This window comes from Pseudomonas sp. GW822-FHT06D10, from assembly GCF_058799535.1.
Genome location: NZ_JBXALN010000001.1, coordinates 148,748 through 163,071 on the forward strand (window position 1 = coordinate 148,748; position 14,324 = coordinate 163,071).

General features: G+C 65.3%; 4 protein-coding genes. 3 read left to right on the forward strand and 1 reads right to left on the reverse strand.

Annotated features, from left to right (window positions below; all coding sequences use genetic code 11):
• Positions 1-3 precede the first annotated feature (3 nt).
• A complete protein-coding gene (locus tag AC1RL5_RS00800) occupies positions 4-1,179 on the reverse strand; it encodes an SRPBCC family protein (protein ID WP_072449926.1) in 1,176 nt (391 codons plus the stop codon).
• 355 nt (positions 1,180-1,534) lie between these two features.
• Between AC1RL5_RS00800 and AC1RL5_RS00805 the strand changes: the two genes are divergently transcribed.
• The 3 genes from AC1RL5_RS00805 to bsrA all read left to right on the forward strand — a co-directional run bounded on the left by AC1RL5_RS00805 (position 1,535) and on the right by bsrA (position 14,107).
• Complete coding sequence (locus tag AC1RL5_RS00805) at positions 1,535-12,634, forward strand: two-partner secretion domain-containing protein (RefSeq protein ID WP_492589041.1); 11,100 nt, start codon at positions 1,535-1,537, stop codon at positions 12,632-12,634.
• Positions 12,631-13,110: a hypothetical protein gene (locus AC1RL5_RS00810; protein WP_227454146.1), complete on the forward strand. Its 480-nt coding sequence runs from the start codon at positions 12,631-12,633 to the stop codon at positions 13,108-13,110. Before AC1RL5_RS00805 ends, AC1RL5_RS00810 begins: the two co-directional genes overlap by 4 nt.
• 85 nt (positions 13,111-13,195) lie before the next feature.
• Positions 13,196-14,107 carry a LysR family transcriptional regulator BsrA gene (bsrA, locus tag AC1RL5_RS00815; protein ID WP_103408252.1) on the forward strand — a complete coding sequence of 304 codons (912 nt, stop codon included), beginning with the start codon at positions 13,196-13,198 and terminating at the stop codon, positions 14,105-14,107.
• The last annotated feature ends 217 nt before the right edge of the window (positions 14,108-14,324 follow it).

Sequence of the window (14,324 nt, forward strand, 5' to 3'; positions counted from 1 at the left end):
GCCTCAGGACGGGCGGCCGGGGGCCTCGGTGGCGGGCAGCGGGATAGCTTGCTGGGCCATCTCGCACAATGCCAGCAATGAGGCGGCGGATTCCCGTTCTATCCGTCGCTTGAATAACAGCTGATTGCCCAGGCGCATCAGCAGGTCGTCAAAGCCGTACTCCAGGGTCCGCACGAAGCGTGTGTGCTGCGCCCCCAGGGGCTGGCATTCGTAGGTCACCTGCAGGTGCAGGCCGTGATCGCCCCGGGCACTGGCACGCCAGCGGTGCCCAGGCAGGTACTCCTCGACCGTCCAGCTCAGGTGGCCGCTGCGCCCGCCGGCATGGATGTCTTCCTCGAAGCCTTGCCCGGCGAACAGCGGGCCTTCGTCGCCCTCGACCTTGAGCGAGGAGGGGTGCCACTGTGGCCAGAGCCGCGAGCTGGCGGCATAGGCCAGGGTGCTGGCGGCGCTGCGGGGGATGTCGACCTGGTGCTGCATGCGGGTCATGGGCGTGGCCTCGTCAGGGGAGGAACTGACGGCTGGCGGCTCTTGCGGTTGCCAGTGCAGGGTACCGAACAGCCAGTCCATCAGCGGCAGGACAATATTGAAGTTGCGCTCCTGCATCAGCTCGCGGCGGTGATGCAGTTCGTGCAGGCGGCGCATCTGCCGCACCCAGGGCAGGCGCGCCAGGGGGTGATTGGCGGGCAGGTGCTCGCAGGCATGGAACACCTCGTAGGCCAGGTAGCCGAGCAGGGTGCAACTGGCGAACAGCGCCGCCACGTTGCCATTCCACAGGCGCAGCAGCGCCCACAGGGGCAGGGCGAAGAGCAGGCTGTGCACCACGATCAGCCAGGCCGGAAACAGAATCACCCGCCAGTCCCGGTAGCCTTCATAGGCCATCAGCCCGGGGGCGAAGAAGCTGTGGTGGTCGCCGGTATGGCGGGCATAGAACATCCGCGCGAAGCGCTGCTTGTGATGCCCCAGCCAGCGGTGCACCACGTAGATGCACAGGTTGAAGAACAGCAGCGCCACCGGCACCGCCAGCCATTCCAGGGGCTGCACCTGGCTCAGGGTGCTGCATAGCAGGCCGATGCACAGCAGGCCATAGGCCAGGACAAAGCCGCCATGCAGCCAGGGGTTGTAGCGCGGACTGACCGCCGCTCGGTATTGCTGACGAAAGTGCTGGGTGGTTTCTCGCACGGCCCGATTCCCGTTGTTGTTTTTATGGGCTGCAGCGTAGCCGGCGGGTAATTATCCAGCCAATGGATAGTGGGAATGAGGATTATTCATCAGGCTGAAAATGCCCGGATAAAGCTCTAGGAAACGACAGCGAGGCGAATGAAAGATTGACGCCAGAATAGTGGCTATTTAATATTTTGATATTGAATTGATATCATTTCTGCTCGCACTCTGCTCCTTTCTGGTTCCGTTTTGCCTGTCAGGCATCGAGGGGCTGCCAGTTCGACCCTGCTTGCCGAAATCAATTTTTCCTCGCCATGGGCCTTCAGGATGAAGGCTCCAGGGGCTTGTGCTCCTGCATTGCTAAGAGACTGACATGGACGTTCGCCACTTCACCTTCCTGGCCCAGCAACCCTCTGCTGTCCTGCAATCCCGTGATTCGTTCTGCGGCTTGTCCAAGCGCAGCCTGGCGTTCGTCCTGGCCAACATGATGTTCTGGCAGCCGCTGGTGGCGATGGCCGACGGCATCGTGGTCAACGGCAGCGGCACAACACTGGGACAGGCCGGCAATGGCGTGCCCATCGTCAACATTGCCACGCCCAATGGCAGCGGCCTGTCGCACAACAAGTTCAGCGACTACAACGTCGGCCAGCAGGGCGTGATCCTCAACAACGCCACCGGCCGCACCCAGGAAACCCAACTGGGCGGGATCATTCTCGGCAACTCCAACCTGGGTGGCCGCGCGGCCAATGTGATCCTCAACGAGGTCAACGGCGGCAGCCCCAGCCAGCTCAAGGGCTACACCGAAGTGGCCGGGCAGTCGGCCCATGTCATTGTCGCCAACCCCTATGGCGTGAGCTGCAACGGCTGCGGCTTCATCAACACCCCCAAGGCCACCCTGACCACCGGCAAGCCGGTGATCGAGAACGGCCAGGTCCAGCGTTACCAGGTGGACCAGGGCAGCGTCGCCATCGAGGGTGCGGGCCTCAACGCGAGCAATATCGACCAGTTCGAAATCATCACCCGCAGCGCCAAGATCAACGCCGAGATCCAGGCCCGGCACCTGGCGGTGATCGCCGGGGCCAACGACGTCGACGCCAAGACCTTGAACGCCACGGCCCGCACCGCCAACCCGGCGGATGCACCGCAACTGGCCATCGACTCATCAGCCCTGGGCGGCATGTATGCCGGAGCGATCAAGCTGGTGGGCACCGAGGCCGGGGTGGGGGTGAAGCTCGACGGCAAGCTGATCGCCAGTGGCGGTGATATCCAACTGGATGCCAACGGCCAGTTGCGCATGGCGGACGCCACTGCCGAGAAGGGCGCGGTGGCGATCAAGGCCGGCAGCCTGGAGGCCCAGGGCGCGGTCTACGCCGGCAGCGAACTCAAGGTACAGACCCGGGGCGACCTGAGCAGCCAGAAAACCCTCGCCGCCCGCGACAGCATCCAGCTGGACAGCGGTGGCCAACTGAGCAACCAGGGCATCATCGAAGCCGGGGTCAATGCCGATAACTCTCGCAACGCCAACGGCGATATCAGCCTCAACGCCCGGGATCTCGACAACCGCGGCAAGAGCATTGTCGCCAGCCGCGACCTGACCCTGAACACGGCCCAGACCCTGGACAACCGGGGCGGCACCCTTAGTGGCCAGCATCAGGTGAAGGTCAGCGCCGGCACTCTGGACAACCAGAACCAGGGCCGGGTCCTGAGCAGCGACAGCCTGGTGCTGCAGGCCACCCAGGTGCTGAACCACAACGCCCTGATCACCAGCGACGGCCAACTCAAGGCCGAGATCGGCCACCTGGGCAATCGCCACGGTGAGCTCAGCAGCCTGAGCCGGGTTCGCCTGCAACTGGCGGCGCTGGACAACGTCGCCGGGCTGGTGATGGCCGGTGAAACCCTGGATATCAACGCCAGCGGGGCCATCGACAACCGTGGCGGTGCCCTGGGGGCGGAGCGCTTGCTGAAGGTGCAGGCCGCATCCCTGGACAACAGCAAGGCCGGTAACCTGCGCAGCGAGAAGCGCCTGGAGGTCCAGGTCGCCGGGCGTCTCGACAACCAGGACAGGGGCTTGATTCAGGCTAACCAGGCCATGGAAGTACAGGCCGGGCAACTGGACAACCGCAAGGGCAGGATTTCCGGCAGCGACACCCTGGTGGTGCGCGGCGAGAGTGCGGACAACCGCGGTGGGGTGATACGTGCCGATCAGGCCCTGGGCCTGCACAGTCGTGACGTGGATAACCGCGACAAGGGCCGCCTGGAAAGCCGGACCGCCGTCACCGTCGAAGGCAACCGCCTGGACAACAGCGGTGGCCTGCTCAGCGCCACTTCAACCCTGACGCTGAACAGCGGCGAGGTGCTCAACCACGCTGGCCGCATCGCCAGCAAAGGCGAACTCCATGCCCAGGTGGACAGCCTTGCCCAGCATGGCGGCGAGCTGGTGGCCGAAGGCGCTCTGCATCTGCAGGGCCAGTCCCTGGATAACCGGGACCAGGGCCTGGTGGCCTCCCTCAAGGCCCTGACCCTGGACGTCGTCGAGGTGGATAACCGTGGTGGTGCACTGTCGGGCCAGGGGGAAGTGCAGGTCAACGGCCAGGGGCTGAACAACAGTGATGGCGGCAAGGTCCTGGCGGACCAGCGCCTGCTGCTCCAGGTGGCCCGGGTCATCAACCAGAACCAGGGGCTGTTGTTCAGCAAGCAAGGGCTGACCCTGAGTGGCGACAGCCTGGACAACAGCGGCGGCCAGCTGGTGAGCCAGAAGCCGTTGCTGCTGACCCTGAGCGCAGCCCTGGACAACCAGCGCGGCCTGATCAGCGGCGAAGACCTGCTGACCCTCAAGGTTGGCAGCCTGGACAACCGCGGCGGACGCCTGACCGGTGCCCGGGCCCTGAGCCTCGACAGCCGCGGGGCGCTGCTCAACCAGGGCGGCTCGATCGTCGCCGAGCAGGGGCTGACCCTGGACAGCACCAGCCTGAACAACAGCGACAAGGGCGTGATCAGCGCCAAGGCCGATGCCCGCCTGGGCACCGGCGCTTTCGACAACAGCCAGGGCGGCAGCCTGACCAGTGCCGGGCAGTTGACCCTGACCACTGCCCAACTGACCAACAACCAGGGCCGGATCGGCAGCGACCAGGCCCTCAATGCCAGCATCACTGGTCTGCAGCAGCAGGGCGGCGAGCTGTTCAGCAACGCCGACCTGACCTTGGACCTGAACCATGGCCTGCTGGACAACCAGGGCGGCAACCTGCACACCCCGGGGCAGCTGTTGTTGCGCAACCTCGACCGGGTGGACAACCGCAGCGGTGAAATCTCCGGGGCCAAGGCCTTCAGCCTCAACGCCCGGGAACTGGACAACGGTGCCGGCAAGCTCCTGAGCAATCAGGCCCTGACCCTGCGCATCGAGCAGGCCCTGGCCAACGTCAAGGGGCTGATCTCGGCTGCAGCCATCGACAGCCGCAGCGCCAGTCTGGACAACCGCGACGGCCAGTTGCACAGCCGTGGCGACAGCCAACTGCAGGTCAGCGGGCACGCCGACAACCAGGGCGCAATACTGCTGGCCGAAGGGCAGATGACCCTCAAGGCCGCCAGCCTGGACAACCGCCAGGAGGGGCTGGTGGGCGCCACCCGCGCCCTGGACCTGCAGGTCGGGCAACTGGATAACCGCGGCGGTGAAGTGTCGAGCCGGCAGATCGACCTGAGCGGCGAGCGCCTGGACAACAGCGACCAGGGCCGCCTGCTGGCCAGTGGTGACCTGACCCTGAAGGTGGCCCGGGTGCTCAACCAGAACCTGGGCCTGATTTCCGCGGACCAGGGCCTGAGCCTCAGCGGCATCGGCCTGGACAACCGGGGCGGGCAACTGGTGGGGGCCCAGCGCCTGGACCTGGAGCTGGGTGAAGACCTCGACAACCGCAAAGGCCGGATCAGCAGCGAAGGCCGCCTGGCGATCCAGGCCCGCAACCTGAACAACGACCGGGGCAGCCTGTCCAGTGGTGGTGCCTTGCAGGTCAGCGCCGGGCAGGCCCTGAGCAACCAGGGCGGCAAGTTGTTGAGCGACGCGGGCCTGACCCTGGCCAGTGCCCGGCTGGACAACCAGCAGCAGGGCATCATCAGCGCCAAGGGCCGGCTGTCACTCACTACCGGAGCGCTGGACAACAGCCAGGGCGGCAACCTCAACAGCGGTGATGAACTGAGCCTGAACGCTGCCCAGGTCAACAACGAGCAGGGCAGCATCGGCAGCGCCAAGGCCCTGACGGCCTCGGTCACCGGGTTGCAGCAGCAGGGCGGCAAGCTGTTCAGCAAGAGCCGCCTGAGCCTGGACCTGAACCATGGCACCCTGAACAACCAGGGCGGCCTGATCAATGCCCCAGGTGTGCTACTGCTGAGCAACCTCGGCGCGGTGGATAACCGTCAGGGGGAAATCTCCAGCCAGCAGGCTTTCGAACTGGCCGCCCGCAGCCTGGACAACAGCGCCGGGCAGTTGCTCAGCAACCAGGCCCTGACCTTGCGCATCGAGGGCGCGCTGACCGCGCTCAAGGGCAAGATCGCCGCCGCCGCGTTGCAGATCGATGCCGCTAGCCTGGACCACAGCGGCTCGCTGCTCAGCGACAGCGAACTGGACCTGCGGGTCACTGGCCCTTTGCGCAACCAGGGCCTGATCCAGGCCGCCGGGCCGCTGCAGATCAGCGCCAACGGCCTGGACAACCAGGGTGGGCGCCTGCTCGGCGGCACCCGTGTGGGCATCGACCTGGGGGCCCAAGGCTCGGACCTGGACAACCGCCAGGGCCTGATCAACACCCAGGGCGTGCTGAGCATTGCCGGGCTGCGGGACCTGCAGAACCAGGCCGGGGAAATCTCCAGCACCCAGGGCTTCAACCTGGCCGGGCGCAGCCTGGACAACAGTGGCGGCAAGCTGATCAGCCACCAGCAGCTTGGGGTCGAGGCCGTGAACCTGGGCAACCAGCAGGGCCTGATATCCGGCTGGCAGGGGCTCAAGGTCAGCGGCGGCAGCCTGGACAACCGCCAGCAAGGTACCTTGTCGAGCCTGCTGGGGGATCTGAATATCGACCTCAGCGGCGCCTTGCTCAACAGTGCGCAAGGCGGGCTGGCCAGCCAGGGTCAGCTGACCCTCAAGGCCGCGAGCCTGGACAACAGCGACAAGGGCATCGTCACCAGCAAGGGCGAGCAGCAACTGATCCTTGGCAGTGGAGGTTTGAACAACGCCCGGGGCGGGCTGATTGAAAGCAGCGCCAGCCTCGACATCGGCGCCGGCGACCTGGACAACCAGGGCGGCCGACTCAGCGCCGTGGGCGGCCTGAACTTCACCGGCAATAGCCTGAACAACCAGGGTGGCAACCTGCGCGGTGAAGGCGCGGTGACCCTCGATCTTCTGGGTGCCCTGGTCAACACCCAGGGCAAGCTGGCCGCCAGCGGCCCGTTGCTGCTCAAGCGTTCCAGCCGCATCGACAACCAGGACGGGCAGTTGGTCAGCCAGAACCTGATGACTCTGTTCAGCAACAGCCTGGACAACAGTAACCGCGGCACCCTGGCCGCCAACGGTGCGCTGCAGGTCAACGTCAGTGGTGAGGTGCGCAACCAGAATGACGGCCTGATCTACAGCCGCGACGCCGGCCTGAGCCTGAGCGCCGGCAGCCTGAACAATGCCAAGGGCGCGATCCAGAGCGCCAAGGCCCAGACCCTGGCAGTGACCGGGGGCATCGATAACCAGGGCGGCAAGCTGATTGCCGAGGATGGTGACCTGGACATTCAAGGCGCCAGCCTGGATAACCGCGCGGGTGTGCTGTCCAGCCTCAAGGGGCTGTTCCAGGCCCGAATGTCGGGGGTGCTGAACAACCAAGGCGGCCAGGCCGAGGCCCAGCGCCTGGATCTGCAAGCCCTGGCCGGTTTCGACAACGGCGCCGGACGCATGGCGGCCAAGGGTGGCGACTTGCTGCTCAATGCCGGCAGCGCCGGGGTGGATAACAGCCAGGGCGGGCTGTATGCCAGCGGGCGGGTCAAGGCCAGCGGCAATCAGCTCGACAACAGCACCGGGCAGATCAACGGCCAGCACATCGACCTGGATTTCAACGGTTCCCTGGTCAACCAGGGCGGCCTGATTGAAAGCCGCGAGAGCCTGGCGCTGCGCGGCGCCAGCCTGGACAACCAGGGCGGCAAACTGCGGGCCCTGGCCCCTGGCGGCAAGACCGACCTGCAGATCGGCGGGCTGTTCGACAACCGCAACGGCCTGCTGGAATCCGCCAACACCGACCTGACCCTGGCGGCGTCGGGTTTCCTCAATCAGGGTGGCAGCCTGCTGCACCTGGGCGAAGGCAACTTCGATATCGCCACCGGCAACGTGATCAATGCCGGCGGCAGCCTGGTCACCCGGGGCGGGCTGACGCTGACCGCCGACAGCTGGACCAACAGTAGCGTGATCCAGGCCGGGCGCCTGAACCTCGACGTCAACCACTTCAGCCAGACCGCCGCTGGCCAGTTGCTGGCCAGCCAGCACTTGCAGGCCCGGGGCGGCAATTGGAACAACGACGGGCTGCTGGCCAGCGATGGCAGCCTGGACCTGCAGATCGGCGGCACCTATTCCGGTAATGGCCGGGTATCCAGCCTGGGCACCCTTGGCTTTGGCGCGGCCCAGCTCAACCTTGGCGCCGCGGGCAGCATCGCCGGTGGCGGCGGTACCCAGGTCACGGTCGCCGGGCAACTGAACAACGCCGGGCGCCTGACCTCCAACGCCGGACTCTCGGTGAATGCCGGCGGCGTGCTCAACACCGGCACCCTGGGCGGCGCCCAGGGCCTGAACCTGGTCACCCCGACCCTGGTCAACGACCACGGTTTCGTATTCAGCGGCCAGAACGCCGGCTTCAACGTCAATACCCTGACCAACAGCTATGGCGAGTTCTACAGCCTGGGCGGCCTGACCGTGGCCGGCATGGCGGCAGGCACCTCGGCCCAAAACCTGAGAAACATCTCCGGCAACATCCAGAGTGGCGGCGATATCAATATCGCTGCACTGGATCTGGTCAACGACCGGGAAAAATACGAAGCCAGCCAGCAGATCACCGATGGCCGCATGACCATCCGCTGCGTCCAGCACTGCGGCGGTGGCGCCAGTTGGGTCCGGGGGCCGGTGTTTATCTACCGGACGGTGGAAGGCGTGGTGACCAGCGACTCGCCGCAGTCGACCCTGAACGCGGGGGGCAACCTGACGGTCAACAGCACCAGCTTCCTCAACCGCTACAGCACCGTGTCGGCAGGCAATGACCTGAGCATCACCAGCGGCACCATCACCAACCAGGCCTCCCTGGTGGCGTCCGGTTCTTCCGGCTATGAAGTCGGCGCCGGGGTCAAGATCAATCGCGGGCTGTTCTTCCAGCTGGCCCGTGACGTGCAGGCCTATGACCGGGCGCACCCGCAGGGCAGTGCCTTCAACCAGGAGGACTTCGCCGCCCTGGTGGCCAAGTTCAACCCGGGGATCTTCTATGGCATCGACCGGCCGGTAGAGACCTCGACCCTGAGCTCTTCGGCGGCGCCGGCCATCATCCAGGCCGGTGGCAAGGCCCGGCTCACGGCAGCCAACGACATCAGCAATATCAGCGTGGTCAAGAATGCCATCGCCGTGGGCGGTAGCACCCGCGACACGGCGGTGGGCGCCTCCAGCAAGCCGCTGATGGTAGTGCTCCACTCCCAGCTACCGCCGGACCTGGCGCAGCAGCAGGTCAACCCCCTGAGCCTGCCCAACTTCAGCCTGCCATCCGGGCAGAACGGCCTGTTCCGCCTGAGCGGCCAGGGCGGCGCAGCGCAGCCCTCGGCCCCGGCGCAGAGCTGGAGCATGGGCGGCGCCAGCCTGGAACTGAGCACTCGCCAGGCCGGTCCGGAGCCGGTCCAGCCCCGGGAACTGAGCAACCGGCCGCTGCCGCAAGTGGCCCTGGGCGCTCGCGACCTGAACCTGGTTGATCACCAGGCCACGGGCATCGATGGCCGCGCAGCGACGGTGCAGGTGAACGCCGTGGCCGGGGATTCGCCGGGGGGCGTGCTGCTGCCCACGGGCAGTGCTGGCAACCAGAGCGTCAACCGCGTCCAGGGCCTGCCGGACAGCAGTGTGCGCAGCAATCCGCACAAGTACCTGATCGAGACCAACCCGCTGCTCACCGACCTCAAGCAGTTCATGGGTTCGGACTATCTGCTGTCGAAACTGGGCTACGACCCGGACCAGAGCGCCAAGCGCCTGGGTGATGGTTTTTACGAGCAGCGCCTGATCCAGCAAGCGGTCACGGCCCGTACCGGCCAGCGTTTCCTCGATGGCCAGAACAGCGATGAGGGCATGTTCAAGTACCTGATGAACAACGCCATCGCCAGCAAGGACTCGCTCAACCTGGCAGTGGGCGTGACCCTGACCTCCCAGCAGGTGGCGGCCCTGACCCACGACATCGTCTGGCTCGAAGAGCAGGAGGTGAACGGCGAGAAGGTGCTGGTGCCAGTGCTGTACCTGGCCAACGCCAACAACCGTCTGGCGCCCAATGGCGCGCTGGTCCAGGGCCGCGACGTGACCCTGATCGCCGGCAAGGACCTGGTCAACTCCGGGACCTTGCGTGCCAGTGAGAACCTCAGTGCCACGGCGGGGACTGACCTGATCAACGGTGGCCTGATCGAGGCGGGCAATCGCCTGAACCTGCTGGCCGGGGACAACGTGGTCAACCAGTCCGGCGGTATTATCGCCGGGCGTGACGTGACGGTCCGCGCCCTGGCCGGGGACGTGATCAACGAGCGCAGCATCACCACCTTCCAGAGCAACCCGGGCTCCACCACCCAGCGCCTGGACTACGCCGACAACGCCGGGCGGATCGAGGCCCGCAACGACCTGAATGTCGGTGCCGGTCGCGATATCAATAACATCGGCGGGGTGCTGAGCAGTGGCGGCGACACGACCCTGATCGCTGCGCGCGACGTCAACCTGGTATCGGCCCAGGAGCACGACAAGCTCACCCGCGACCGCTACCTCAACGAAAGCATCACCCAGCACGGTTCAAGCGTCAGCGTCGGAAGGGATCTGGCGGTCAGCGCCGGACGCGACCTGACGGCGGTCGCCAGCCAGATCGAGGCCAAGCGCAACATTGCCATGGACGCGGCGGGTGACCTGACCCTGGCCTCGGCGGCGGATGAACAGCACAGCTACTCCAAGACCAAGAAGGTCACCCGCCAGGAAGACCATGTCAGCCAGGTCGGCACCTCGCTGACCGCCGGCGCCGATGTGGTCCTCAGTGCCGGCAAGGACCTGAGCCTGATCTCCAGCCGTATCAGCGCCGGCAACGAAGCCTACCTGGTGGCCGGTGACAACCTGGAACTGCTGGCGGCCCAGGACAGCGACTACTCGCTGTACGACATGAAGAAGAAAGGCAGCTGGGGCACCAAGAAGACCCGCCGTGACGAGGTGACCCAGGTCACCAACATCGGCAGCGAGATCACGACTGGTGGCGACCTGACCCTCAAGAGCGGCGGCGACCAGAAGTACCAGGTGGCCAAGCTGGAAAGCGCCAAGGACCTGACCCTGGACAGTGGCGGCGCGATCACCTTCGAAGGGGTCAAGGACCTGCACGACGAAAGCCATACCAAGAGCAACAACAACGCCTTCTGGAACTCCTCCAAAGGCCGCGGCAACACCGATGAAACCCTGCGCCAGAGCAGCCTGGTGGCGGGCGGCAGCCTGACCATCAAGGCCGTGGAAGGCTTGAAGATCGACATCAAGCACATTGACCAGAAGAGCGTCAGCCAGGCGATCGATGCCATGGTCCAGGCCGACCCGCAACTGGCCTGGCTGAAACAGGCCGAGGCCCGTGGCGATGTGGACTGGCGCCAGGTCAAGGAGATCCACGAGTCCTTCAAGTACAACAACTCGGGCCTGGGCCCGGCGGCGCAGTTGATCATCGCCATCGCCTTGTCGGCGGTGATGGGGCCGATGATGGCCGGGATGAACACCATGCTCCAGGCAGTGTCGGTCAGTGTGGCCACCAAGGCCACGGTCAGCACCATCGACAACCGCGGCAACCTGGGCAAGGTCCTCAAGGACGTGACCTCCAAGGAGAGCATCAAGGGCTACACAGTGGCCGCAGCCACCGCCGGAGTGGCCCAGGGGTTGAACTACAACCCGAGCGCCATGGGCCTGGATGCCAAGAGCCTGCAGACCGTGGCGGTCAAGGTCACGGCCGATGCCCTGATCAAGACCGCAGTCTATGGCGGCAGCTTCAAGGACAACCTGGCCAGCGCCGCTGCCGGCACCGCGGCGAGCATTGGCGGGGCCTATGGTGCCGGCAAGATCGGCGACCTGGGCCTGACCGAGGGCGGCCTGGCGAAAATCGCCCTGCATGCCGGGCTCGGCGGCCTGCTGTCTGAAGCCATGGGCGGTGATTTTCGCACCGGCGCCATCGCCGGTGGTGCCAACGAGTTGCTGGTGGGGGTGCTGGGGGACAAGCTGCTGCCGGACAACCTGATCCCCGGTTCGCCGGAGTACATCCAGGCCCAGGCCAACCTGATGGCGCTGTCGCAGATTGTCGGTGTACTCGGCGCGTCGGCGTCCGGTGGTGACATGAGCATCGCCTCGGCGGTGGCGGCCAATGGCACTCAGTACAACTACCTGACGCACCAGGCCTTCGATGAGGTGGGCAACTGCCTGTCGGGACGTACCTGCTCTACCGATGAGCAGAAGAAGGCTGCGGTGGCCAAGGCCGAGAAACTCAGCGAGTGGCTGGACTCGGAAATGCGCAGCCTCTGCGACAAGGCGCCGACCAGCGACAGTTGCCGCGCGGCGGTCAATGCCTCGATCAAGTACGTGGCCATGAAGGATGCCTGGAACATCATGAACAAGGATGTGACCCGTTCCTCGAAGAACACCTTCGACTATCTCTACAACACCGAAGGGGCTGCCGGGCGCCTGGTGACCTACTTGAACACCATCGACAACCGGGCCAATTTCTTTGGTGCCAGCCATGTCTACGAGCAGAACATGGGGATTGGTGCCAAGTGGTTCGGTGGGGCGGAAGAGGTGTCCAGGGCCGGTTGGACCGGCCTGGGAGCCGACGATAACCTCTCGTACATAACCTTTGGTGTCGGCCGGCTGATGGCGCCGGTCTATGACTGGCGCAAGGCAGCCGGGGATGCGCTGATCACCGGTGGCTTCGAGAACTTCAAGAACCTCTACAACAAGGCCACCAGCGATCCGGTCGCCTGGGACATCAAGCAATTGAAAGGCGAACAGACTATCCTGCAGCCGATTCATGAGCAGTACATGGGCGACCGGAGTGCATTCACCTGGCTTTCCGGGCTGGTGACCGATACGTCGATCATGCCCGAGATAATGATCGGTGATCGAAAAGGAATGGATGGCGGCGTGGATATTCTGGATTACAAGTCCCGGGTGGAGTTTGGCTGCAAATTGCTGGGCTACTCCAAGAGCCAGGGCTGTGCGCCATGAGTGCGGCGGCTTACCCGCGCCGCCGGGTGTTCATGGCGTTTTTCTTCTGCCCGCTGGTGTTGGGGCTGGTGTTCGGCGCCTTCAAGTTCGTCACGCTGCTGGCCCACCTGGCCAGCAACCCGCGATTGCTGGGGGAGGTGCGGGGGGGCGAGTTGCTGCTGATGCCGGTGCTTGCACCGCTGGTGGCCCAGGTGGCGTTTCTGCTGCCGTTCCTGGTCTTCGCCCTGGGGGTGACGCTGATGAAGGTCTACCACAGCCCGCGCGCCTGTGCGGTGCTGGCCCTGGTGGGCGCAAGCGTGGCCAGCCTATGGGCGCTGATCTTCATCGCCCTGGTGGTCCATGGCGTGAAGAAGGCACAGTTCGCCGACTACCAGGTGGAGATGCTGGTGCTATTCGTGGCTGCCTGCCTGACCTGCTGGCTGGCGGCGCGCCTTTTCCTGCCCGAGAGCAATGCTGGTCCAGGGGTTGCTGACTGACCCCTTGCTCCGGCTGCCGTTATTGACAGCCGGGGCTGGCGCCGCGAATTATCCAGCCCCTGGATAATTTCGATGGGCATTATTCATGAAGCTCAATGTGCAGCGCCTGGACCTCAACCTGTTGCGGGTGTTCGACGCCTTGATGCAGGAGCAGAACCTGTCCCGGGCCGCGGTACGCCTGAACCTCAGCCAACCGGCGGTGAGCAATGCCCTGGCGCGCCTGCGCCGGCACCTGGACGAGCCGCTGTTCATTCGCACCGCCCGCGGCATGCAACCCACCTCCCGGGCCCTGAGCCTGCATGTGGCCGTGCGCCAGGCCCTGCACCTGTTGCAGCAGGGCCTCGATCCTGCTGCGGCGTTCGAGCCGGCGGCGGCCCAGCAACTGTTCACCTTGTCGATGAACGATTACGCCCAGGCGCGCCTGCTGCCGGCCCTTTCCCGACGCCTGCAGCAGGTAGCGCCCGGGGTCCGGCTGGCGGTGCGCAGCGACAGCGCCGACGCCAGCGCCGCCTGGCTCGGTGCCGGGATGCTCGACCTGGCAGTGGACTACCTGTATTTCGACAGCCCGGACCTGTGCTACCAGCCGCTGCTGGAGGAGCAACTGGTGGTGATCGGCCGTCGCGACCATCCGGCCTTTGCCCCGGAACTGAGCCTGGAGGCCTACCAGGCTTGCCAGCACGTGGCGATTCCCGATCGGGGTGGGCGCGGCTCGCCCCTGGAAATCGTTCTCGGCTCGGCCAAGGTCCAGCGCCAGGTGCAGGTGTTCGTGCCCAACTACCTGAGCATTCCGCTGATCGTTGCCCAGTCCGACCTGCTGGGCACCGTGCCACGCTACCTGGCGGAGCATTTCTGCGCCTTGCTGCCGATCCGCATTGCCAGCCTGCCGCTGCTGGCGGCGCCGGTGCAGGTCAGCCTGATCTGGCATCGCCAGCAGCAACAGGCGCCAGGCCTGCAATGGTTGCGCAGGGAGATTGCGGCCATTGCCAGTGCTCCGTAGTCGCCATGCACTCCTGGTAAACGGGGCGCTGTCCAGGAGAAGCCGGGCCTCGGCCGACCAGCTCTGGTCCCGGAATTTCTTGAGAAAATGCTAGGTATCAGAAATTTCCTACTGCCATTGGCGAAGTGTCTTGAACTCAGTTGAGTTCAATTTGGCTAGCATGGTTTTTTATCCGGAGCCGCGGTGATGTCGACGCTGAGCGTACTGTTGTTGTGTT